Source organism: Streptomyces prunicolor NBRC 13075 (genome assembly GCF_000367365.1).
GTDB classification, from domain to species: domain Bacteria; phylum Actinomycetota; class Actinomycetes; order Streptomycetales; family Streptomycetaceae; genus Streptomyces; species Streptomyces prunicolor.
Map to the genome: position 1 here is coordinate 1 of NZ_BARF01000122.1, position 22,529 is coordinate 22,529.

Here is a 22,529-nt window from a genome sequence, read left to right on the forward strand (position 1 = left end):
AAACGCCGGACGGGCTGAATGTGCCCGTCCGGCGTTTTGGTGCCAACCCCTTGGTGCTCAACGCCCTTGCAGGGCCTTGACGTTGTCGCCGAACGTCCAGTTCTTCGAGCCGTCCCAGTTGATGGACCAGGCCATCAGGCCCTTGAGGCTCGTGCCGTAGTGCTTCCACGCCTGGGAGACCAGGGACGGTGACATGTAGCCGCCGCCCGCGCCCGACTGGGCGGGCAGGCCCGGGACCTGCTTGTCGTAGGGGACCTTGATCGTCGTACCCTGCACGACCAGGCCCTTGTTGAGGCAGTCGGTCTGGGCGGTGAAGCCCGCGACGGTGCCCGCCGAGTACGAGTCGCCGGAGCAGCCGTACATGCTGCCGTTGTAGTACTGCATGTTGAGCCACCACAGGCGGCCGTTGTCCGCGTACTTCTTCACGATCGGGAGATACGCGCCCCAGATCGAGCCGTACGTGATGCTGCCGCCGGTGACGTACGCGGTCTCCGGGGCCATCGTCAGGCCGAAGCCGGCCGGCATCTGGGCGAGGATGCCGTCGATGATGCGGATCAAGTTGGCCTGGGACGTGGAGAGTTGGCCGATGTTTCCGCTGCCGACCAGGCCCGTCTCGATGTCTATGTCGATGCCGTCGAAGTTGTACTTCTTCAGGATCGGCACGATCGTCGAGACGAACTTGTCGGCGACCGTGGACGAGCTGAGGTCGATGCCCGCGGCCGCGCCGCCGATCGACATCAGGATCGTCTGGCCGGAGGCCTTCGCCGCGCACATCTCGGCGGGCGTCGCAACCTTCACGCCCGCGTCCATGCCGTCCTCCCACAGGGCCGTTCCGTCGGAACGGATGACCGGGAAGGCCGCGTTGATCACGTTGTAACCGTGGGTGGCGATCGCGGAGTTGGTGATCGGGGTCCAGCCGAAGGGCGGGTGGACGCCGTTGGCGGAGCCGTCCCAGTTCTCCCAGTAGCCCTGGAGGACCTTGCCGGCCGGACGGGACTTCACGGCGCAGGTGTCGGCCGCGGACGCGGCCCCGGCGATGGGGAGTTGGGCGAGACAGGCCGTCGTCAGGGCGGCGGCGAGCAGGCGCAGGGCATGGCGGAGCATACGGGCCTCCCGGTGGGGGTGCGGTGAGGTGTCGTAGGCATGACAGTGCGCGTGGTCCAGACCTTTCGTCAAGAGGTCCGTACCGGCCGACCGTGCTGACAAGTATGGAATGACAGATATTGAAATCTGTCAGCTGTCATGCCAAGGTGGCATGCATGACGATCCCCACGCGCACACTCGGAACCAACGGCCCCCGGGTCTCCGCCCTCGGCCTCGGCTGCATGGGCATGTCCGCGCTGTACGGCGACGCCGACCGCACGGAGTCCATCGCCACCATCCACGCCGCCCTCGAAGCGGGCGTCACGCTCCTCGACACCGGCGACTTCTACGCCATGGGCCACAACGAGCTGCTGATCGGCGAGGCCCTGCGCACCGCCCCCGCCGCCCGCCGCGAACAGGCGCTCACCAGCGTGAAGTTCGGGGCGCTGCGCGGTCCTGGCGGCGGCTGGTTCGGCTACGACGGCAGGCCCGCCGCGGTCAAGAACTTCGCCGCGTACTCCCTCCAGCGCCTCGGCGTCGACCACATCGACGTCTACCGGATCGCCCGCGTCGATGCCGACGTACCGATCGAGGAGACGGTCGGCGCGATCGCCGAGCTGGTCGAGCAGGGCTACGTCCGGCACATCGGCCTCAGTGAGGTCGGCGCCGACACGATCCGCCGGGCCGCCGCGACCGCGCCGATCGCGGATGTGCAGCTGGAGTACGCGCTGATCACGCGCGGCATCGAGGACCGGATCCTGCCGGTCACCCGCGAGCTGGGCATCGCCGTCACCGCGTACGGCGTGCTGTCCCGGGGACTGATCTCCGGGCACTTCACGACCGACCGGCAGCTCGGCGCGAGCGACTTCCGGGCGCACTCGCCGCGCTTCCAGGGCGAGAACCTCCAGCACAACCTGACCCTGGTCGAGCAGTTGCGGAAGCTCGCCGAGCAGAAGGGCGTCTCCGTCGCCCAACTCGCCATCGCCTGGGTGCTGTCGCAGGGTCGGCGACACAACACGGTCATCGTCCCGCTGGTCGGCGCCCGCACCCGGGAGCGGCTGACCGAGTCGCTGGGCGCGCTGGACGTCGTACTGGACGCGGCGGATCTGGCGGCGATCGAGGCGACCGTACCGGCGGACTCGGCGGTGGGCGACCGCTACCCGTCGGCGATGATGGCGCACCTCGACAGCGAGCACTGATCCGGCCTGCGGGTACGGTCTTCGTCATGGCACCGAGCGAGACCCTGACCGCCGAGCGCATCCTCGAAGCGACCGAGGAGGTGCTGCGCCGCCACGGCCCGGCGAAGGCCACCGTGGTGGACGTGGCCCGCGCGCTCGGCGTCAGCCATGGCACCGTCTACCGGCACTTCCGCACGAAGGCCACCCTGCGCGAGGCGGTCACCAAGCGCTGGCTGGACCGGACTTCGCAGACGTTGGCCCGTTTCGTGACGGAGGACCACGACCCGGAGACCCGGCTGCGGCACTGGCTGGCGGGGTTGTTCGAGGCCAAGCGGAAGAAGGCCGGCGGCGATCCCGAGCTGTTCGCCACCTACTCGGTCCTCGCCGAGGAGGCGGGCGAGGCGGTCAGCGACCACATCGACGAACTCACCGACCAGCTGACGGAGATCGTGCGCGCGGGCGTCGAGAGCGGTGCCTTCACGGTCGCCGACCCGGCCGTCGCCGCCCGTGTGGTGTTCCAGGCGACGGGCCGCTTCCACGACCCGTCGTACGCGCGGGAGTGGCTGAAGCCGGGCGTGGAGGGGGAGTTCGAGGCGATGGTGGAGTTGTTGGTGCGCGGGTTGCGGTGAACCGGCCGTGGGCTCCTGCCGGTTCACCTTGATGGTGAGGGCCGGGGAGCAGGTCGGCCGAGAGGATCAGTGCCCCGCCGCGCACCCCCAGAACTCCCGCATCAGCGGTGTCGGTGTCGGGCTGGTCATCGCCACCTGGGTCAGCAGGACCGTCACCGTGCCCGTGGGCGGGACCACGTGGGCCGTCGTGCCGGTGCCGCCGACCCAGCCGTAGCGGCCGGGGACGTTCCACGGGTCGACCGGAGCGACGTCGACCTGGCCGCCGTAGCCCCAGCCCTGGCCCTCCAGGAAGAGGGTGGCGGCCTCGCGCTGGGCGGCGGTGAGGTGGTTGGTGGTCATGCGGCTCACGGAGGTGGGGGAGAGAACCGGGGTGCCGTCCGGTGCCGCGCCGGCGTTCGCGAGCATGCGGCCGAAGGCCAGCAGGTCGTCGGCCGTCGAGACCAGGCCACCGGCGCCCGAGGGGAAGGCCGGGGGCCGGCTGAAGCCGCCGTCCGGGGTGTCGGCCCGCTCCAGGGTGCCCAGCTCGCCCGGGGTGTAGGCGGTGGTGAAGCGGGCCCGCTTCGACTCCGGCACCGCGAACGCCGTGTCCGTCATCCCCAGCGGCCCGAAGAACCGCTCCGCCAGGAAGTCGGGGAACGACGAGCCCGAGGCGCGGGCGACCAGGACGCCCTGGAGGTCCGAGCAGGTGTTGTAGAGCCACGCGGCGCCCGGCCGGCGCACCATCGGGATCCGGGACAGGGCGGCGAGCCACTCGTCGGGTCCTGGCTGGAGGTAGGGCGCGCGGCCGTCCTGCTGGAACGCGAGCAGCGCCTGGACGGCCGGCAGGAAGAAGTCGTCCGGGAAGCCCCAGCCGGCCCGGAAACTCAGCAGGTCCTCGACGGTGACGGGGCGGTCCGCCGGGACCACGTCGTCGACCGGCGAGGACGGGGTGCGGACCACCGTCGGCTTCGCCAGCTCCGGCAGCCACTCCGCCACCGGGGCGTCCAGCGCGAGCCGCCCGTCCTCCACCAGCGCCAGCACCGCCGCCGCCGTGACCGGCTTGCTGACCGAGGCGATCCGGAAGATCGAGTCGCGGGCCATCGGGGCGGTGCCTTCGGCGTCGACGGAGCCGACGGCGACCACCTCGACGTCGTCGCCGCGGGCCACCAGGCCCACCGCCCCCGGCACGGTGCCGTCGTCGACGCGTCGCCGCAGGGTGTCGTGGAGAGAGCTCATCGGTCGGCCTTCCGGTCCGGGGAGTCGTATCGGATACGACTCTCCTCGCCTCCCGAACTCATCGCTCCCCGGTCAGTCGGCGGACGGGTCCACCGTCGCCTGATGCTCCTCGGCCAGATGTTCCTCCGCCTTCAGCCAGGGCAGGAACTGAGCGTTCTTCTTCCAGCCGCAGGTGTCGCACACGATCGTGCGCTGCGCGCCCTTGCGCTGCACGCGGACGACATGTTCCCGCCCGTGCTGGTCCCAGCGGCTCACTTTGCTCGTGTTGATCTGCAACATGCGCCTCGCCTCCGTTCAGGAGTCTCCGGCAAGGAGTGTGCAGCAAGACCAACATCAACAGGGCTCAATTCACGCCGAGTTGTCCAAGCTGTGAACATGACATCCCGGGTCTCGTCCGGCACGTCGTCCGATATGTCACCCGATGGTGCGCGGGAGCCGCAGGCTGAGCAGCCCGGTCAGCACGACCCCCGCCAACTGCGCGAGCAGGGTGATCGCCAGGGCGTCGCGCATGCCCATGCCCGGGATCAGCGACAGGAAGAGGGTGCCGAGCGTGGCCACGCCCAGTGCCAGCGCGGACTGCTGGGTGGTGACCATGACCCCGGCGCCCACACCGGCACGGGCGGCCGGGACCTCGGACAGGATGATCCGGAAGATGATGGGGAGTTGGAGCGCCTGACCGGCACCGGCGACCGCGGCGCCCGGGAGCAGTTCGACGAACCCGAGGTGCGGCCAGGAGCGCCACACGGCCAGCACGATCAGGCCGAGCCCCACCGCCTGGATGACCGAACCCGCCGTCACGACCCGCGTGCCGTACCGGGCCACCAGACGCGGCCCGGCGAGCGAGGCGAGGAAGAAGGTCACCGCGAGCGGGACCAGCGCGAGACCCGCGGCGACCGGGCCGAGACCCGCGCCGCTCTGCAACGCCACCGCGATCACGAACATGAACCCGCTGAAGCCGATCGCGAACGGCAGGATCATCACCAGACCGCGCCTGAGCGAGGTCAGCGCCAGCAGACTCGGCGGCACCAGCGGCGTACGGCCCTGCCGGTCGGCCCTGCGCTCCACGGCGTAGAACGCCGACGCGAGCCCCGGGAACGCGGCCAGCGACAGCCACGTCCACAGCGGCCAGCCCGCCGCCCGGCCCTCGGTCAGCGGCACCAGCAGCGCCAGCAGGGACGCGCCGAGCAGGAAGGTGCCGGGGACGTCCACCGGCTCCGGGTGCTGGGAACGCGTCTCCGGTACGACCTTGGCGGCCAGGAACAGTCCGATGACGACGACCGGCACGTTCACCAGGAACACCGCGCGCCAGCCGGTACCGGCGATGTCGGCCGCGACCAGGACACCGCCGAGGATCTGGCCGGCCACCATGGCGAGGCCGGCGGTCGCGCCGTACAGACCCATCGCCTTGGCGCGGCGCGGGCCCTGGGTCGCGGACTGGATGGTGGCGAGGACCTGCGGGAGCATCGCCGCGGATGCCGCGCCCTGTGCGATCCGCGCGGCGACCAGCGTCCAGGCGGTGGGCGCGAGCCCGCACGCGAGCGAGGTGACGCCGAACGCGGCCATCCCGCCCAGGAACAGCCGACGGCGCCCGAACAGGTCGCCGAGCCGTCCGCCGAGGACGAGCAGCACGGCGTACGAGACTCCGTAGCCGGCGACGACGAGTTCGAGGACGGCCTCGCTCGCCGAGAGGTCCTTGCCGATGGTCGGCAGGGCCACGTTCACGATGAAGAAGTCGATGAGGGGCAGCGCCGCGGCCAGGAGCACCGTGAACAGTCCGAGGCCGCTGAGCACGGGTGCCGCCGCCGGGGACCTGACGGTGCGGGAAGCGATGGTTTCGGTCACGCTGACGAGCGTGCGCCTCCCGTGAGACTGGTACCAGAGTGTCCTTATCCTGGTAGCAGGACTACCTGGAAACAGGCTCCGCGCAGCGGCAGACTGGGGTGATGACGACGATGGCACAGGAGACGGTGACGGGGGCGGCGGTCGCGGGGGCGGCAGTGACGGGGGCCGTGGCTGATGTGGCGGTCGCTCCGCAGACCGCGTCCACGGTTCGGCGGCATGAGCTGGCCGCCTTCCTGCGCCACCGCCGGGAGCACATCACCCCCGAGCAGGTCGGCCTGCCACGCGGCACTCGCCGCCGCACTCCCGGCCTGCGCCGCGAGGAGGTCGCGCAGCTCGCCGCGGTCGGGGTCACCTGGTACACGTGGCTCGAACAGGCCCGGGACATCCAGGTCTCGGTACAGGTCCTCGACGCCCTCGCCCGCACCCTGCTCCTGGACAGCAGCGAACGCTCCCACCTCTTCCAGCTGGCCGGTGCGATCGACCCGCAACCGGCCACCAGCTGCGCGGTCGTCACGCCCGCCCTGCAGGCGATGCTCGACCAACTGGACCCGATCCCGGCCTGTCTGCAGAACAGCAGGTACGACATCCTCGCCTACAACCGCACCTACGGGATGCTGCTCTGCGACCTGGACGCGGTACCGCCCGAGGACCGCAACTGCATGATCCTCGCCTACACGCACGAGGAGTGGCAGTCGTCGATCGTGCACCTGGAGAAGAGCCAGCGCCTCATGGCCGCCCGCTTCCGCGGCTCGATGGCCGACCACCTCGCCGACCCCACCTGGAAGACCCTCCTCAAGCGCCTGCGCAAGTCCCCCGAGTTCTGCGAGGTCTGGGACCGCCACGAGGTCATGGGCGCCAGCCCCCGCCGCAAGGAGTTCCGCAACACCCACGTGGGCCGCATCACCGTCGACCACACAGACCTGTGGCTGGGCCCGGCGAGGGGACCGAGGATGGTGACGTACGCTCCCGCGGACGAGGAGTCGAGAGAGCGCCTGGAGAAGCTGCACGAGATAGGACAGGCGAGGTGAGATACGCAGGGGCGCGGGGCTGTATCTGATGTGCGGCTACCGCCGCGCGGGCGCGACCAGCCCCCACGCGCCTGCAGCCGCGAAACTAAGCGCTAATACCCGCAGCCTCGCGTACTTCAACGGACGACAACTTGTCAGCCGTACGCTCAGCGGTCCGCCGAGCCCAAGCCCCACTGGTAACCGCCCCCAGCACCAGCACCGCAAGCCCGCACGCCACCAAGATCCACCACCCGGGCCGAGCAGCAGACACAAACGTCTCCTTGTACGACGACGCCACCACCCCGGAAGCCAACACCGCCCCCACCACGGCAACCCCGAGCGTCTGCCCCAACTGCCGACTCGTCGAAGCAACGGCCGCCGCAACCCCCGCTTGAGCCCGAGGCATCCCGGACACCGCCGTGTTGGTGATAGGTGCGTTCACAAACCCGAACCCGATCCCGAACAACGCGTACCCGATGAACCGCGAAACCTCGGACGTCTCCGCCTCGAACCCGGCAAACAGCACCGCACTGGCAGTCATCGCCGTCCCCGCGATCAGCAGCGATATGCGCGGCCCCCGACTACCGACCAGCCGCCCCGAGATCGGCGCGCACAGGAACGTGGGCACAGCCATCGGCAGCATCCACAGACCGGCGTGCAGCGCGTCAAGCCCCACCACGTTCTGCAGATACAGCGTGGACAGGAACAGGAAGCCGCCCAGCGCCGAGAACGCGCTGATCGCGATCACCGTCGCCCCACTGAACGGCGCCGAACGGAAGAACCGCAGGTCGATGAGGGGTTCGTCGCGCCGCGGCTCGTACCAGAGGAGCCCGGCGAGGGCGGCCAGCGCGAGCACCGCGAAGGGCATGATCGAGGTGAACCCGGACTCCGGCGCCTCGATGATCGCGTACGTCAGGGAGCCGAACAGGGCGATCACCATGAGCTGGCCGACCGGGTCGGCACGGCGGGCCTTGGGCGCGCGGGACTCGGGGATGAACTTCAGCGTGAGCAGCAGCGCGGCCAGGCCGACCGGCAGGTTGATCCAGAAGATCGAGCGCCAGCCGACCGAGTCCACGAGCAGCCCGCCGATCAGCGGCCCTGCGGCCATCGATATGCCGACCACCGCGCCCCACACACCGATCGCCCGGGCCCGCTCGCGCGGCTCGGTGAAGGTGTTGGTGATGATCGACATGGCGACCGGGTTGAGCATCGAGCCGCCGACCGCCTGGATCATGCGGAACCAGATCAGCGCGTCCAGATCGGGCGCGAGGGAGCAGAGCAGTGAGCCGAGGCTGAAGACCACCAGTCCGGCGATGAAGACCCGCTTGCGGCCGATGCGGTCGGCGGTGGAGCCCGCCAGCATCAGCAGGGAGGCCAGGACCAGGGTGTACGCGTCGATCGTCCACTGCAGACCGGAGGTCGAGGCGTGCAGGTCGGTCTGCATCGCGGGCAGTGCGACGTTCAGGATGGTCACGTCCAGGCTCACGATCAGCAGGCTCATGCAGCAGATCGCGAGCACCAGCTGTCGGCGGCGGTGGCTGAGCTCGGGCATGCGCACCATCGTACGCCAAACTCGATAGTGCGGCTAACTAATTACCGATACATGATCCTGGGCAGGGTGAGGGCGCCGGGTGGGGTCGGGCACCGGGAGCGGTGCGGGACAATGGAGCAATGTCCACGCCCGTTTCCGCGCCTGTCTCCCCGCCCGTGCCCCCGGCTGCGACCACGACTGTGACTCCTTTGCAGGTCGGCCCGCACACCGTCGCGCCGCCCGTCGTCCTGGCCCCCATGGCCGGGATCACCAACGCGCCCTTCCGCACCCTGTGCAGGGAGTTCAGCGGCGGCAAGGGCCTGTTCGTGAGCGAGATGATCACGACCCGGGCGCTGGTCGAGCGCAACGACAAGACCATGCAGCTGATCCGTTTCGACGAGACCGAGAAGCCTCGCTCGATCCAGCTGTACGGCGTCGACCCGGCGACCGTCGGCAAGGCCGTCCGCATGATCGCGGAGGAGGGGCTCGCCGACCACATCGACCTCAACTTCGGCTGCCCCGTGCCGAAGGTGACCCGCAAGGGCGGCGGCTCCGCGCTGCCGTACAAGCGGAACCTGCTGCGGGCGATCCTGAAGGAGGCCGTCAGCGGGGCCGGTGACCTGCCCGTCACGATGAAGATGCGCAAGGGCATCGACGACGACCACATCACCTTCCTCGACGCCGGCCGCATCGCCGTCGAGGAGGGCGTCACGTCCATCGCGCTGCACGGGCGCACGGCTGCCCAGCACTACGGCGGTACGGCGGACTGGGACGCGATCGCACGGCTGAAGGAGCATGTGCCGGAGATCCCCGTGCTCGGCAACGGCGACATCTGGTCGGCGCAGGACGCGCTGCGGATGGTGCGGGAGACCGGGTGCGACGGGGTCGTGGTCGGGCGCGGGTGCCTCGGGCGGCCGTGGCTGTTCGCCGACCTCGTGGCGGCCTTCGAGGGGCGTGAACAGGCCCGCGCCGGAGGCGCTGATGGATGCAGTCTGGAGCCGTCGTTGCGCGAGGTCGCCGATGTCATGGTGCGGCACGCGACCCTGCTCGGTGAGTGGATCGGGGACGAGGCGCGCGGTGTCATCGACTTCCGCAAGCACGTCGCCTGGTATCTGAAGGGCTTCGCGGTCGGCAGCGAGATGCGCAAGCGCCTCGCGATCACATCCTCGCTGGAGGAACTCCGGTCCGGGCTCGACGAGTTGGACCTCGACCAGCCCTGGCCGGTGGGCGCGGACGGGCCCCGCGGCCGTACGTCCGGCAACAACAGGGTGGTGTTGCCGGACGGTTGGCTGAAGGACCCGTACGACTGCGCGGGAATCGGCGAGGACGCGGAACTGGACACGTCCGGGGGCTGAACCCCCTTGGGCAGGCGCCCAGTTCCTCCTCTTCGGCTGCTCTAGTTCGTCTTCGGGTGGGGCGTCGAGCCGTACGCCGTGAGGAACTTGTCGCGGAAGGCGCTCATCTTCCACACCGGGGCGTCGTGCGCGGGGCGCAGGCCGTCGGTCCAGTTCCAACTGTCCACCTTCGCAAGGACTTTGGGGTCCTTGGCGACGATCGAGATCGGGACGTCACGGCTGGCGTGGCTGCCGCTGACCCGGGCGATGGGCTGGTGGTCGCCGAGGAAGACGAGCACGGTGTTGTCGTTGCCGTAGCGCTCCAGCCACTGGGTGAGGGAGTTCACCGAGTACTGGATCGACTTGCCGTACTCCTCGCGGGACTTGGTGGAGTCGGCGATGACGTCGGACGCCTTGTTGCCGGCCTTCTGGATCGCGTCGAAGATCGAACCGTTGCCCAGCTGGTCCCACGGGACGAGCTTCGGGATCGGCGCCCAGGGCTGGTGGCTGGAGGTCAGGATCAGCAGCGACATCAGCGCCTTGCCGTCGGTGCGCGGCTTGCTGTGGACCTGCTTCTGGAACTGCTCCAGCGCGTACTGGTCGGGCATCGTCGACCAGCTGAACTTCGGTCCCTGGTACCCGAGTTGGAAGGCGTTGTAGACCTTGTCGAGGCCATAGAAGCTCTGCTCGGGCCAGCCCTTCTGGATGCCCGGCATCACGCCGACGGTGTCGTAGTCGCCGGTCTTCTTGAAGGCGTCGGTCAGGCTCAGGTGGTCGCTGGCCATCACCGTGCGGTAGCGCTGCTGGTTGTTGACCCACAGGCCCGACATGGTGGTGGAGTGGCCGAGCCAGCTGCTGCCGCCGTAGGTCGCCGAGGTCAGCCAGCCGCTCTTCGCGGCGAAGCCCGCCTTCGACAGGGCCCTGGTGTCGGCGGCGAGGGTCTCGTCGACACCGGGCGCCATGATCGGGTCCTCGATCGCGCTACGGCCGTAGCTCTCGATGAAGGTGAAGATCATGTCCTTGCCGCGCAGGTCGGGGAGGAGCTGGCTGCCCGGGGTGTTGCCGAAGGCGTCGACCTTGGCGACCTTCTTGAACTCGGCCTCGTCGCGCAGGGTGTTGCGGATCGCCACGGTCCTGAGCTTGACGACCGCGGCGGCGTGGTCGGCGGCGAGCGGCACGCCGGAGAGCTGGAGGCCGAACGCCGTGCAGGTGATCCAGACGGTGCCGGCGATCAGCGCGCCCCGGGACGAGCCGGCCTTGTGCGCGGCGAGCAGGTTGCCGAGCCGGACCGTGGCCAGCGCGACCAGGACGATCAGCAGCAGGACGAAGAGGATCAGGCCGACGGTGATGCCGGAGGTGGCCGGTCCGCCGAGCGTGTCCTTGAGATAGCTCTGGGCGTCGCCGAACAGGCTCCAGTCCAGGATGACGTTGAAGCCCCGGCCCAGGTATTCGTTGAACCCCATGTCGAGCATGTTCAGGATCGCCACGACGGCGGCGAGAGCACCGGAGCACGCCGCCAGCACGATCCGCGGCCGCCGCGGCAGGCTGACCAGCACGACAGCCCCCAGGATCGCCTCCGCCGGAAGCCGCATGAACTGGGTCGGCTTCAGGCTGTTCAACGTCGTCGGCATCTGCAGACAGACGTAGACGAGGACGGCGGCGAGGACGGTAAGGGTCCAGGAGAGCACGCGAGCGGCGACGGGATGCTTCTCCCGCCAGGCCTGTATCCGACGGCGCAGACCGAGCCGACTGCTCCAGGAGCGGGGGGCGGGGCGAGTGGGGCGGGGGGTGGTGCCGGCGGCGGCGTCGGCTTCAGGTTCGGCGTCGGCTTCCGGGTTCGTTTCCGTGTCCGGGGCGGACGCGGTGGTCTCCTCGGGGGCGTCAGAAACCTCGGTGCCGGGCTCCGCCGTGTCGGACGCGCCTTCGGGCCTGGCCTTCGCCGGAGCTTCGGATCGAGTTCCTACGGCCTGGTCGGAAGCGGTGTTCTCGGCCTGCTCGGTCTCCGCGGCGGAGGGAGAAGCGCCGGCCTCGGAGCCAGGGGCTTGGGAGCCTGCGGCCTCGGTGGGCTCGGCTTCGTCGGCGGTGCGGGGCGCCATGGCGTCGGACACGGGGTCGGACCCGGCTTGGGGCGCGGCCTTCGCCGGGGCTTCGGACGTGGTGTCCCCGGCGCGCTCGGTCTCAGCGGAGGGAGAAGCGCTGTCGGTTTCAGTGGCAGCGGCCGTAGCGGTACCAGTCCCGGACTCGGCCTCGCTCTTGGCGCCCGGGTTGGCGGCTTCTGTCTCCGGGGCCGGATCGACCTCACCCGAGTCCGAGCCGGCCGCCGAAATCCCCACTCCCGCAACGGAATTGACCCCGGTGCCGGTATCCGCGGAACCGCCGGAGGCCCCCGCCGTGTTCGGTGTCTTGCGCGTGCTCGTGTGCTGAGGCAACCCGAAGGTCCTTCCGTGCGAGGCCCGTGATCGGAGTGGAGGGGCGGTCCGACTGGGGAGGCAGGACCGCCGCTCTTCCGTACGAATTGCCTCGGGCCCCTGTTCACGGAACTGGGCAAACACCCGGCAAACGGCTTATCACCGTTGCGTCACGCGCCCCCTACCGCCGTGAGCAGCGCCAAAGGAGCCGCCGCCGAACGGGACTCCCGCACACACGCGTGCGGGTACGGAACCGGCTCCGGGTGGGTGTCGCGGCCGTAGCCCGCGAGGACCTCCGGGAGGCGGTGGCCGGTCGCCGTCGCCGCGTCGACCAGCGCGTGCGCGACCGTACGGGCCTCGTCGTGCAGGCCGTAGCGGGCCAGGCCGAGCGTGATCAGCGCGTTGTCGTGCGGCCAGACCGAACCCCGGTGGTACGACAACGGGTGGTACGCGGCTTGGCCCGAGGCCAGCGTGCGGACGCCCCAGCCCGAGAAGAAGTCCGGTGCCAGCAGCCTGCGGCCCACCAGCTCGCCGTACTCCTTGTCGAGGAGACCGGACCAGAGCAGATGGCCCGCGTCCGACGCCAGCGCGTCCACCTGCCGGCCCTCGCCGTCCAGCGCCAGCGCCGGGAAGGAGTGCTCCCGCATCCAGAAGTCCCGCTGGAAACGGTCCCGCAGATCGGACGCCGCCTGCTCCAGAAGGGCCGCGTACGTCTCGTCCTCCCATACCGTGCGGGCGAGTTGGGCCGTGCGGCGCAGCGCGTCGTACGCGTAACCCTGCGCCCCCGCCGCCATCACCGGACCGCTCGCCCGCGTGCCGTCGGCGCCGCAGATCGCGCCGGGGGAGTCCTTCCAGTTCTGGTTGGCCAGGCCGCCCTGGTCGGCGCGGTACACCAGGTAGCCGCGCGAGGTCAGGCCGCCGTGGTCGAGCATCCAGCCGATCGCCGCGCGGGCGTTGGGCTCCAGGCGCCGGGCCAGAGTCGTGTCGCCGGTCTGCTCCACATACGCGCCGAGCAGCACCAGGAACAGCGGCGTCGCGTCCACCGAGCCGTAGTAACGCCCGTACGGCACCTGCCCGAAGTGCGCCAACTCGCCGTGCCGCACCTCGTGCACGATCTTGCCGGGCTGCGACACCGACTCCGCGCCCACCGCCGTCGCCTGCGTCGCGGCGAGCGCCGGGAGTGTGGCGGCGGCGAGTTGGGGGCGGTACGGGAGAGCGAAGAGGGACGTGAGGAGCGCGTCCCGGCCCAGCAGGGTCAGGAACCACGGTGCCCCCGCCGCCGGTACGCGCAGCTCCTCGCCGTCGGGACCCGTCGCCGGGACCTGGAGCGAGGCCAGGTCCGACAGGCCCCGGGCGCAGGCGGCGGCCAACTCCGGCCAGCCGGTGGGGAAGGAGACGCCCTGGACGTACTCGCCCTCCAGGGCGATGAGTTGGTCGTTCAGGGCGGCCGGTGAGCGCGGTACCCGCCGGGCGCGCTTGTCGCCGTGCGGGCGGGCCATCACGCGCAGCGCCAACTCGGCGGTGCCGTGCGGCTCCAGGTCCAGGGTCCACACCATGCGGCGGGCGCCGGTGCCGGTCTCCTCGACGCCGTCGGGGGCGGGCTCGGCCGTGACCGTCGTACAAGAACGCCACTCGCCGCGCTGGTAGGCGAACTCCACGCCGTCCTCCAGGACTTGGCGGGAGCGGGTGGCGCCGATCTTCGCGTACGTGCGGTAGTCGGAGCGGAGTTCGAACTGGTCGGTGAAGTCGGCGTCCGCGGTGACCGCGAGCCGGACCGTCGTCGGCACCGGACGGTTGCTGGTCACCTTCAGCGATTCGACGAACGAGCCGTCGCCCACGGCCTGTTCACGGAAGAGCGTGTGTGCGGGCGGCTCCTGGCGGCCGCCGCGCGGGACGAGGACACAGCGCGCCATGTCCCCGTCGGCCACCGGCGTCAGCGCCTCCGGCACCGCGCCGTCGACCGTCAACTGCCAACGGCTCAGATGCCGCGCGTCCCGCACGAATAACCCGTCCGGGGAACTGCCGCCCCGTACGCCGCTGATGTCCCCGCCGTCGCCCACGGCTGCGAACGTCCCGCCGTGCACGAGCAGATGATGCCGGTCCGTCATCCCCGGTCCCCTCCCTTGACTCTCCTGGCGACCTTGACTTCTGTGTCACTGACGTCCGTGTCAGTCACGTGTGTCACTCATGTCGAACGTGCCGAGGACCGTGCCGGACACGCCGTGCCCGGGGCGCTCGTGGAGCAGATCGAGGGTCAGCGCGGCGGTCCAGCTGAAGCCGGTCGCGCCGCACGCCTCGCCGTCGTACGGGTCGACGTACTCGGCGAAGTCGGTGTTGGCGGCGGTCTCCAGGACCGCCTCGCGCAACGCGTCCGCCCGCGCCCGCTCGCCGTGCAGCCGCAGGCCGCGCTCCAGCAGCCAGCTCGTGTTGAACCAGGCGGGCCCGCGCCAGTACCGGTGCGGGTCGAAGGCCTCGCCCAACAGGTCGTAACTGGGCGGGAGTTGAGTGGTGTCGCCGAGCCCGAAGTGCGGGCCGGAGGCCGTACGGACGAGGGCCGTGGTGATGTCCCGGGGCAGGTCGGGGAGGAGCAGCGGGATCAGACCGGAGACGCTGCGCTCGGGAATCAGCCCTTCCCCCCTTACGTCCCGACAGAAGAACATGCCCTCCGCCGGGTCCCACAGCCGCTCGATCAGCACCCCGGTGAGGCGCTCCGCGCGTGCGTGCCGGGCCGTGCCCGTCGCGCCCAACTCCCGGGCGATACGGGCCAGTGCGTGCTCGGAGGCGATGAGCAGGGCGTTGAAGGACGGGTCCTCCACCGCGAACTCGCTTGCCCCGTCGGCGTATTCACCGTCCCGGTAGTCCGTCGCGAGGCGCACATAACGGCCGTAGTCCAAGTCCGTAGGCCGGTCCTCGGCGGCCCCGTGGTCGAGGTCGGCGCGGCGGAAGGAGCGGGCCGGGGCCGGCGTGATCCGGCTCAACGGGGCGTCCCAGCAAGGGCTGTTGTCCATACCCTGTTCCCAGGGATGTACGACGGACGCGAGGCCGCCCCCGCCCAAGTCCCGCCGGTGCAGCAGATAGCGGTGCCAGGCGGCCAGCCGCGGGTAGACACCGGCGAGGAAGCCACGCGCGCGGGAGAGGCCCGGGTCCGCGCAGTGGACCAGCCAGGCGGCGAGCGCGTGGACCGGTGGCTGCACGATGCCCGAGGTCTGTACGGTGCGCGGGGCGCCCGCGGTGTGTCCCGCGGTCGAGGAGCGCCAGAAGTCGGGGCTCGGGAAGTACGCGTCGAGCGGTACGGAGGGGTTGAAGACGATGTGCGGGATACGGCCGTCGCCCCACTGGGCGGCGAGCAGCGTCTCCAGCTCCGTCTGTGCCCGCAGCGGCGAGAGGTGCCGCAGACCGATCGCGATGAACGCGGAGTCCCAGGACCACTGGTGCGGATACAGACCGCGGGAGGGGACGGTTGAGACACCCGTCCAGTTCCCTTCCAGTACGGCAGCCGCCCTGAGGTGCAGCGAACCTGACAAGGGTGGCGGATCGTATACGAAGGTGCGTTCCACGGGGAGGGCTGTGAGCTGGGCAGTGCGATCCACTCGGGACTCCACGAAACACATCGTGCCGACCGGTTCGGTCATGGCTACCGTAGGGTTACGTCTATTTAACACGCAAAACTCAATATGTAATGCAGGGTTGAGAAACACAAGGGGGTGCGCATGACTGGACGAGGTCAAGCGAGCGCCGGCGATCTGCTCGAACTGGTACGCACCGGGCGCGCCACGACCCGCGGCGCCCTCCAACAGGTGACGGGACTCTCACGCGCGACCGTCGGCCAGCGCCTGGACCGGCTCTTCCGCGCGGGCTGGCTGCGCGAGGGCGCGGGCGGCCCGGTGGACTCCCCGCTGGGCGGCAGGCCCTCGATCACCCTGGAATTCGACGACGCCCACGCCGTAGTCCTCGCGGCGGACCTGGACACCCGCCACGCGCGCGCGTGCGTCCTCTCGCTCACCGGCGAGATCCTCGCCGAGCACGGCGGCACGCTGGTCATCGAGGACGGCCCGGACGCCGTACTGGGCGAACTCGGCCGCTGGTTCGCCGAACTCCTGGAGAAGGCCGGACACCGGCCGTCCGAGGTCTGCGGTATCGGCCTGGCGGTTCCCGGCCCCGTCGACAGCGAGACCGGCCGCGTCGTCCAGCCGCCGATGATGCCCGGTTGGGACGCCTACGACATAAGAGGCCGTCTGGCCCGCGCCTTCACCGAACACACCGGCGCCCCCGGGGTACCGGTCCTGGTCGACAACGACGCCAACCTCATGGCCTACGGCGAACAGCGCACCGGCCACCCCGACTGCTCGGCCTTCGTCCTGGTCAAAGTGTCGACGGGTATCGGCGCGGGAGTGGTCGTAGGCGGCTCCATCTTCCGGGGGATCGACGGCGGCGCGGGCGACATCGGCCACATCCGCGTCCCGGCGGGCGCGCAGGCGCTGTGCCGTTGTGGGTCCTACGGCTGTCTCGCCGCCGTCGCCAGTGGTGGCGCCGTGGCGCGACGGCTGGTCGAGACCGGGGTACCGGCGGCGTCCGGCTCGGATGTGCGGGACCTGCTGGCGTCGGGGCACCCGGGAGCGGCGGCCTTCGCCCGCGAGGCGGGACGGCAGGTCGGGGACGTCCTGGCGACCGTGGTGACCCTGCTCAACCCCGGAGTGCTGATGATCGCGGGAGACCTGGCCGGCACCTCCTTCCTCACGGGCGTACGCGAGCTGCTGTACCAGCGGGCGCTGCCGCGCTCCACCGCTCATCTGCACGTGCTCACCTCACGGCTCGGCGAGCGGGCCGGGCTGGTGGGGGCGGGGGCGCTGGTCGTGGAGCACCTGTACGCGCCGGAGCGGGTCGAGGAACGACTGCTCGCGCTGGGCATGTGAGGGCAGCGGGCAGGTGAGATCCGTAAGCATGTGAGATCCCTGAGCATGTGAGATCCGCGAGATGTGACGTCCGGGTTTCCGTCTCGCTGCTCGTCCGGATGGTGAAATCCGGGCGGTTGTGGAAGCGTGATTCTCGCCACCTTTGATAGGGGTGGCGCTCAGGTGAGCGGATCTTGCGCGGCTGCACTTCTCCAAGGGGTGGCACTGCGTGCCACCCCTTGATCGTTCATCGATCGAAAACAACCGAGCCGCTAACCGCTCAGGTGAGCGTAAAAACGCGCCGATGAAGCTCGCCGCGTTCAAGAAGTGAAAACATCCGGCGGTGTTCGCTTGCCGAGCTTTGACTTTCGATCCGCTGGCGGACTGCCGGTTACAGACGCATGACATGCAAGTGGACGTACCCAGACGCCTTCGATCTGGGTATGTTCCTGGCCGTCAGGGCAGCCACCCGCGTCCCGAGGAGTCGAGACCCGTGTCGGAAAACAAAGAACCCCACGTAGTGAAGTTCGTCTACGACTTCACCGAGGGAAACAAGGACCTCAAGGACCTCCTCGGCGGCAAGGGTGCCAACCTCGCCGAGATGACGAACCTGGGCCTTCCCGTCCCTCCCGGCTTCACCATCACCACCGAGGCGTGCAAGACCTACCTCGACAGCGGGGACGAACCTGCGGCACTGCGTGACGAGGTGAGTGCACACCTCGACGCGCTTGAGTCGACGATGGGCAAGAAGCTGGGGCAGGCCGACGACCCCCTCCTCGTATCGGTCCGCTCCGGGGCGAAGTTCTCCATGCCCGGCATGATGGACACCGTCCTGAACATCGGCCTCTCCGACAAGTCCGTGCAGGGCCTGGCGAAGCAGGCCGGCGACGAGCGCTTCGCGTGGGACTCGTACCGCCGCCTGATCCAGATGTTCGGCAAGACCGTCCTCGGCGTCGACGGCGAGCTCTTCGAGGAGGCGCTCGACAAGGCCAAGGACGCCAAGAAGGTCGTCGTGGACACCGAGTTGGACGCTGCCGACCTGAAGAAGCTGGTCACCCGGTTCAAGCGGATCGTCAAGACCGAGGCGGGCCGTGACTTCCCGCAGGACCCGCGCGAGCAGATGGACCTCGCCATCCACGCGGTCTTCGACTCCTGGAACACCGACCGCGCCAAGCTCTACCGCCGCCAGGAACGCATCCCGCACGACCTCGGCACGGCGGTCAACGTCTGCTCGATGGTCTTCGGCAACCTCGGCCCCACAGCTACATCTATTGGGGGCGGCACGGGCGTCGCCTTCACCCGCGACCCGGCCAGCGGCCACCAGGGCGTCTACGGCGACTACTTGCAGAACGCGCAGGGCGAGGACGTAGTCGCAGGCATCCGAAACACCGTGCCCCTCGCGGAACTTGAGCAGATCGACAAGAAGTCGTACGACCAGCTCATGCAGATCATGAAGACCCTGGAGAACCACTACAAGGATCTCTGCGACATCGAGTTCACCATCGAGCGCGGGCAGTTGTGGATGCTCCAGACGCGGGTGGGGAAGCGGACGGCGGGTGCGGCCTTCCGTATCGCGACCCAACTCGTCGACCAGGGGCTGATCGACGAGGCGGAGGCCCTCCAGCGGGTCACCGGCGCGCAGTTGGCGCAGCTGATGTTCCCGCGCTTCGACGACGAGGCGAAGGTCCAGCAGGTCGGGCGGGGCATCGCGGCGTCGCCGGGTGCGGCGGTCGGCAAGGCGGTCTTCGACTCGTACACGGCGGTGAAGTGGTCGCGTTCGGGCGAGAAGGTGATCCTGGTCCGCCGCGAGACGAACCCCGACGACCTCGACGGCATGATCGCGGCGGAGGGCATCCTCACGTCGCGCGGCGGCAAGACGTCCCACGCGGCCGTCGTGGCGCGGGGCATGGGCAAGACGTGTGTGTGCGGCGCGGAGGAGTTGGAGGTCGACACCAAGCGGCGCCGGATGACGGTGCCGGGTGGTCACGTGGTCGAGGAGGGCGACGTGATCTCCATCGACGGCTCCAGCGGCAAGGTGTACTTGGGCGAGGTCCCGGTGGTCCCCTCCCCGGTCGTGGAGTACTTCGAGGGCCGGATGCACGCGGGCGCCGACGATGCCGACGAGCTGGTCGAGGCGGTCCACCGGATCATCGGATACGCGGACCGCGTACGCCGGTTGAGGGTGCGCGCCAATGCGGACAACGCCGAGGACGCGCTGCGCGCCCGCCGCTTCGGGGCACAGGGCATCGGCCTGTGCCGTACGGAGCACATGTTCCTGGGCGACCGCCGCGAGTTGGTGGAACGCCTGATCCTGGCCGACACGGCGGTGGAGCGCGAGGAGTCCCTCAAGGCTCTTCTCCCGCTCCAGAAGGCCGACTTCGTCGAGCTGTTCAAGGCGATGGACGGACTCCCGGTCACTGTCCGCCTGTTGGACCCGCCGCTGCACGAATTCCTGCCGGACATCACGGAGTTGTCGGTCCGGGTGGCTTTGGCCGAGTCCCGCCAGGAGTCCCACGAGAACGACCTCCGCCTCCTCCAGGCGGTCCACCGTCTGCACGAGCAGAACCCGATGCTGGGCCTGCGGGGCGTACGCCTGGGTCTCGTGATCCCCGGCCTGTTCACCATGCAGGTAAGGGCGATCGCCGAGGCCGCCGCCGAACGCAAGGCGGCGAAGGGCGACCCGCGGGCCGAGATCATGATCCCGCTGGTCGGTACGGTCCAGGAGCTGGAGATCGTCCGCGAGGAGGCCGACCAGGTCGTCGCGGAGGTGGAGGCGGCAACGGGTACGTCCCTGAAGCTGTCGATCGGCACGATGATCGAACTCCCGCGCGCCGCCCTGACGGCGGGTCAGATCGCGGAGGCGGCGGAGTTCTTCAGCTTCGGCACGAACGACCTCACGCAAACGGTGTGGGGCTTCAGCCGGGACGACGTAGAGGCGTCGTTCTTCACGGCCTACCTGGAGAAGGGCATCTTCGGCGTCAGCCCCTTCGAGACGATCGACCGCGACGGCGTCGGCTCCCTGGTGAAGCTGGCGGCGAAGGCGGGCCGCGAAACCCGCCCGGACCTCAAGCTCGGCGTCTGCGGCGAACACGGCGGTGACCCCGAGTCGGTCCACTTCTTCCACGAGGTCGGACTGGACTACGTGTCCTGCTCGCCGTTCCGGATTCCGGTGGCCCGGCTTGAGGCGGGGCGGGCGGCTTCTGCGGCGCAGGGGAGTGACCACCGGTAGGACGTACGGGATTCAGTCGTACGGCATCCAAGAACCCCGGAACTGCTGTCGGTCATCCTGACCCTCACCGACGCGGCGGTGGTTCCGGATTGCGAGGGGAGGGGTGGCACCCTGTGCGGGGGTGTCGCCCTTCTCTGCATGATCTGCGGAGAGGGGTGGCAAGCTAAGTCACTGGACAGGCAAAACGGCGTTTGCTGGCGTTGGTTGTCGTTGAACTCGCGCGAGGCCGTTGTGCCCTTCAGAGGTGCGGTTGGCTCTCGTTCGCGCCGGTCTCCAGACGGCCCGGCTCATGCGCATCGGCAGATGTGCAGCGGGCTGGCTCAAGTCACCTTGGCCAGCACATTCACCACGTGCGCGAGAGCGCGGGGGACAGCTGGGGGAAAACGGGAGGCTTGTCCTTGGGGTGCTCGTGGAACTTGCGTGCCTTGGAGGCCGGCCGAGACTTCGCGCGCTACCACTTGCCAGACCTCGCCGCGCGGTGCGATCACGCGACAGCTGACGATGTGAGTCAACTGACTTGGATGCCTCCGGTTGCTGAGGGCAGAACTTTCGACATGAGCGATGCGGACAACGAAGAGGCCGACCGGCGCGCTCGCGAAGAACGCATGTTCCAGCACGGCATCCACGTCGACACCATGCTGTTTCAGCGGGGGAACCTGTTCCTGGTGGCTCAATCGTTGAGGCCGTCGCTTACGCCACCGTGCAATCCGAGGACGCCCGGCACATCATGGCGGGGTTCGGCATCGTTCTCACCCTTTGCTGGATCTACGTGAGCCACCGCCACTACCGCTACACCATCCGTGTTCTGCGCCGCCTCGAAGAGCAGCTCCCCGACTACCGTGCGACGCGGGCAGCAACCCGCCTGCCCGGCTTCAACTCGACCCCCGTGATCGCTTACGCGATTCCCGCGTTGTCCGGTGTGATGTGGCTGGCGCTGTTGGCTCTCTAGCCGAGCCAGTTCGTAGGGCTTTGGGCAACGCAGCCGAGCCAGCACCGCTTTCCAACGGTCCGTGCGGCCGTACGAGGGCGTCCGCGGCCGTTCATGCGGCAGGTCAGGTGGGGTGCGCGGATGGCGGTGAACGGTAGCGTCCGGCACCGCACTGGACAAAGACCAGGACAACGATCGGTACCGAACGGCCAAGCGGACGCGGAAGGTTGGAGGTCGCGGGAGGCGGGGCCTTCCCACCTCCTTACCCAGGCTTCCATCCCCTCCGCCGTCGACCCACACGTCCGTGGAGCGGGCAGCCAAAAAGCTGCCTGTAGTTGATGAGGGCGTTCTGGATCTTGCTGGCCATCGCCGATCAGTGCAGGGCTTCGACGGCCTTCACGATCAGTGCGCGAGCCTCGGCACCATAGACCGCCATGCCGCGCAATTCCTCGAAGGCCCTCAGATACAGGGTGATTTCCGCCGGCTCGGTGATGCGGACGCGAGCGGATACCAGCTCGACGCTGACGAGGCGGTCGTCGTAGATGTGGAATGTCTCCCGCGGCCACTGGTCCCTCGGTGAAGCGGCCATCGGCACGATGCCGAGCGACACCTGCGGGAGGGCGCCGGCAGTGAGGAGGTAACCGAGTTGGGCCGCCATGGCGTCCGCATCGCGTATCTGGTGGTGGAGGACGGACTCCTCGATCACGGCGACCAGCCGGTGCCCGGGCTTGTGGATGATCCGGCTTCGGGCGACGCGAGCTCTGGCGGCGTCCGCGCTGTCGTCGATCTGCACCTCTCGAAAGCGAGCGCTGATCCCGAGGACGCCTGCGGCGTAGCCCTCCGTCTGGAGTAGGCCGGGTACCAGGGAGGAGGAGTAGATCCGGAAGAGCGCGGTGTCTTGGAACAGCCGCGGCTCGCTGGCCTGAAGTGCCTTGAGGCCGTCGCGGACTTGAGCGCGCCATTCCGTGTACAGCGATTCCGCGTGCAGCGACCGTGCGATGAGAGGTTCGGCCTGGTCAACGGCACCGCAGGCCCGGCACCACAGGCGGATGTCGGTCGCGGTCGGTGCGGTCTTGGCGTTCTCGATGCGGGAGGTCTTGGCGTGATGCCAGTCGCATCGGCCGGCCAGTTCGACGACCGTCAGCCCGGCAGTCCACCGCAGGTCGCGAAGTTGGCGTGCGACGACCTCGCGCGCAACCTGAGCGGACGAGGACGGGGAGATGGGCATGAACTGGCCTGTCCGATACTGCCGA

General features: G+C 69.5%; 16 protein-coding genes. 7 read left to right on the forward strand and 9 right to left on the reverse strand.

Annotation, left to right across the window (positions count from 1 at the left end):
* Positions 1-57: 57 nt before the first annotated feature.
* A complete protein-coding gene (locus SPR02S_RS47670) occupies positions 58-1,104 on the reverse strand; it encodes a chitinase (protein ID WP_019064140.1) in 1,047 nt (348 codons plus the stop codon).
* Positions 1,105-1,259: 155 nt separating this feature from the next.
* On the opposite strand from SPR02S_RS47670, the gene SPR02S_RS47675 reads away from it, so the two are divergent.
* Together SPR02S_RS47675 and SPR02S_RS47680 are read left to right on the forward strand one after the other, a co-directional pair.
* Entirely contained in the window at positions 1,260-2,282 is a 1,023-nt protein-coding gene (locus SPR02S_RS47675) for an aldo/keto reductase (protein WP_019064141.1), read from the forward strand.
* Positions 2,283-2,308: 26 nt separating this feature from the next.
* On the forward strand, positions 2,309-2,890 hold the full coding sequence (locus tag SPR02S_RS47680; protein WP_019064142.1) for a TetR/AcrR family transcriptional regulator: 582 nt from the start codon (positions 2,309-2,311) through the stop codon (positions 2,888-2,890).
* Positions 2,891-2,956: 66 nt separating this feature from the next.
* On the opposite strand, the gene SPR02S_RS47685 is transcribed toward SPR02S_RS47680, so the two are convergent.
* The 3 genes from SPR02S_RS47685 to SPR02S_RS47695 form a co-directional block, all read right to left on the reverse strand.
* Positions 2,957-4,105 (reverse strand): serine hydrolase domain-containing protein, encoded by a 1,149-nt coding sequence (locus SPR02S_RS47685; protein ID WP_019064143.1) that lies wholly within the window; start codon positions 4,103-4,105, stop codon positions 2,957-2,959.
* Between the two features lie 72 nt (positions 4,106-4,177).
* Complete coding sequence (locus tag SPR02S_RS47690; RefSeq protein WP_019064144.1) at positions 4,178-4,384, reverse strand: hypothetical protein; 207 nt, start codon at positions 4,382-4,384, stop codon at positions 4,178-4,180.
* 135 nt (positions 4,385-4,519) lie between these two features.
* Positions 4,520-5,947: an MFS transporter gene (locus tag SPR02S_RS47695; protein ID WP_019064145.1), complete on the reverse strand. Its 1,428-nt coding sequence runs from the start codon at positions 5,945-5,947 to the stop codon at positions 4,520-4,522.
* Between the two features lie 101 nt (positions 5,948-6,048).
* Between SPR02S_RS47695 and SPR02S_RS47700 the strand changes: the two genes are divergently transcribed.
* Positions 6,049-6,975 carry a helix-turn-helix transcriptional regulator gene (locus tag SPR02S_RS47700; protein WP_019064146.1) on the forward strand — a complete coding sequence of 309 codons (927 nt, stop codon included), beginning with the start codon at positions 6,049-6,051 and terminating at the stop codon, positions 6,973-6,975.
* An 85-nt stretch (positions 6,976-7,060) separates the two neighbouring features.
* Here SPR02S_RS47700 and SPR02S_RS47705 read toward each other — a convergent pair whose 3' ends face one another.
* On the reverse strand, positions 7,061-8,506 hold the full coding sequence (locus SPR02S_RS47705) for an MFS transporter (protein ID WP_026151543.1): 1,446 nt from the start codon (positions 8,504-8,506) through the stop codon (positions 7,061-7,063).
* A gap of 119 nt (positions 8,507-8,625) precedes the next feature.
* On the opposite strand from SPR02S_RS47705, the gene dusB reads away from it, so the two are divergent.
* The gene (dusB, locus tag SPR02S_RS47710) at positions 8,626-9,840 is read left to right on the forward strand and encodes a tRNA dihydrouridine synthase DusB (protein ID WP_026151544.1); all 1,215 of its coding nucleotides are present in this window, start codon (positions 8,626-8,628) and stop codon (positions 9,838-9,840) included.
* 41 nt (positions 9,841-9,881) lie between these two features.
* On the opposite strand, the gene SPR02S_RS47715 is transcribed toward dusB, so the two are convergent.
* The 3 genes from SPR02S_RS47715 to SPR02S_RS47725 all read right to left on the reverse strand — a co-directional run bounded on the left by SPR02S_RS47715 (position 9,882) and on the right by SPR02S_RS47725 (position 15,817).
* Positions 9,882-12,152 (reverse strand): sulfatase-like hydrolase/transferase, encoded by a 2,271-nt coding sequence (locus tag SPR02S_RS47715; RefSeq protein WP_019064149.1) that lies wholly within the window; start codon positions 12,150-12,152, stop codon positions 9,882-9,884.
* Positions 12,153-12,397: 245 nt separating this feature from the next.
* On the reverse strand, positions 12,398-14,335 hold the full coding sequence (locus tag SPR02S_RS47720) for an amylo-alpha-1,6-glucosidase (protein WP_019064150.1): 1,938 nt from the start codon (positions 14,333-14,335) through the stop codon (positions 12,398-12,400).
* 60 nt (positions 14,336-14,395) lie between these two features.
* Positions 14,396-15,817, reverse strand: a complete 1,422-nt coding sequence (locus SPR02S_RS47725) for an MGH1-like glycoside hydrolase domain-containing protein (RefSeq protein ID WP_052347181.1) — start codon at positions 15,815-15,817, stop codon at positions 14,396-14,398.
* A 120-nt stretch (positions 15,818-15,937) separates the two neighbouring features.
* On the opposite strand from SPR02S_RS47725, the gene SPR02S_RS47730 reads away from it, so the two are divergent.
* The 3 genes from SPR02S_RS47730 (at position 15,938) to SPR02S_RS47740 (ending at position 21,297) form a co-directional block, all read left to right on the forward strand.
* Complete coding sequence (locus SPR02S_RS47730; RefSeq protein WP_019064152.1) at positions 15,938-17,140, forward strand: ROK family protein; 1,203 nt, start codon at positions 15,938-15,940, stop codon at positions 17,138-17,140.
* Positions 17,141-17,612: 472 nt separating this feature from the next.
* Positions 17,613-20,348, forward strand: a complete 2,736-nt coding sequence (gene ppdK / locus SPR02S_RS47735) for a pyruvate, phosphate dikinase (protein ID WP_026151547.1) — start codon at positions 17,613-17,615, stop codon at positions 20,346-20,348.
* Between the two features lie 700 nt (positions 20,349-21,048).
* Positions 21,049-21,297 carry a hypothetical protein gene (locus SPR02S_RS47740; protein ID WP_019064154.1) on the forward strand — a complete coding sequence of 83 codons (249 nt, stop codon included), beginning with the start codon at positions 21,049-21,051 and terminating at the stop codon, positions 21,295-21,297.
* 352 nt (positions 21,298-21,649) lie between these two features.
* Here SPR02S_RS47740 and SPR02S_RS47745 read toward each other — a convergent pair whose 3' ends face one another.
* Positions 21,650-22,504, reverse strand: a complete 855-nt coding sequence (locus SPR02S_RS47745) for a helix-turn-helix domain-containing protein (RefSeq protein ID WP_019064155.1) — start codon at positions 22,502-22,504, stop codon at positions 21,650-21,652.
* Positions 22,505-22,529: the final 25 nt, after the last annotated feature.

Excerpts from the sequence above, each read along its gene's own strand:
- SPR02S_RS47680 (WP_019064142.1), top strand. The coding sequence starts at position 2,309 with ATGGCACCGAGCGAGACCCTGACCGCCGAGCGCATCCTCGAAGCGACC.
- SPR02S_RS47690 (WP_019064144.1), bottom strand. The coding sequence starts at position 4,384 with ATGTTGCAGATCAACACGAGCAAAGTGAGCCGCTGGGACCAGCACGGG.
- SPR02S_RS47745 (WP_019064155.1), bottom strand. The coding sequence starts at position 22,504 with ATGCCCATCTCCCCGTCCTCGTCCGCTCAGGTTGCGCGCGAGGTCGTC.
- SPR02S_RS47705 (WP_026151543.1), bottom strand. The coding sequence starts at position 8,506 with ATGCCCGAGCTCAGCCACCGCCGCCGACAGCTGGTGCTCGCGATCTGC.
- SPR02S_RS47685 (WP_019064143.1), bottom strand. The coding sequence starts at position 4,105 with ATGAGCTCTCTCCACGACACCCTGCGGCGACGCGTCGACGACGGCACC.
- dusB (WP_026151544.1), top strand. The coding sequence starts at position 8,626 with ATGTCCACGCCCGTTTCCGCGCCTGTCTCCCCGCCCGTGCCCCCGGCT.
- SPR02S_RS47675 (WP_019064141.1), top strand. The coding sequence starts at position 1,260 with ATGACGATCCCCACGCGCACACTCGGAACCAACGGCCCCCGGGTCTCC.
- SPR02S_RS47670 (WP_019064140.1), bottom strand. The coding sequence starts at position 1,104 with ATGCTCCGCCATGCCCTGCGCCTGCTCGCCGCCGCCCTGACGACGGCC.
- SPR02S_RS47730 (WP_019064152.1), top strand. The coding sequence starts at position 15,938 with ATGACTGGACGAGGTCAAGCGAGCGCCGGCGATCTGCTCGAACTGGTA.
- SPR02S_RS47720 (WP_019064150.1), bottom strand. The coding sequence starts at position 14,335 with ATGACGGACCGGCATCATCTGCTCGTGCACGGCGGGACGTTCGCAGCC.
- SPR02S_RS47700 (WP_019064146.1), top strand. The coding sequence starts at position 6,049 with ATGACGACGATGGCACAGGAGACGGTGACGGGGGCGGCGGTCGCGGGG.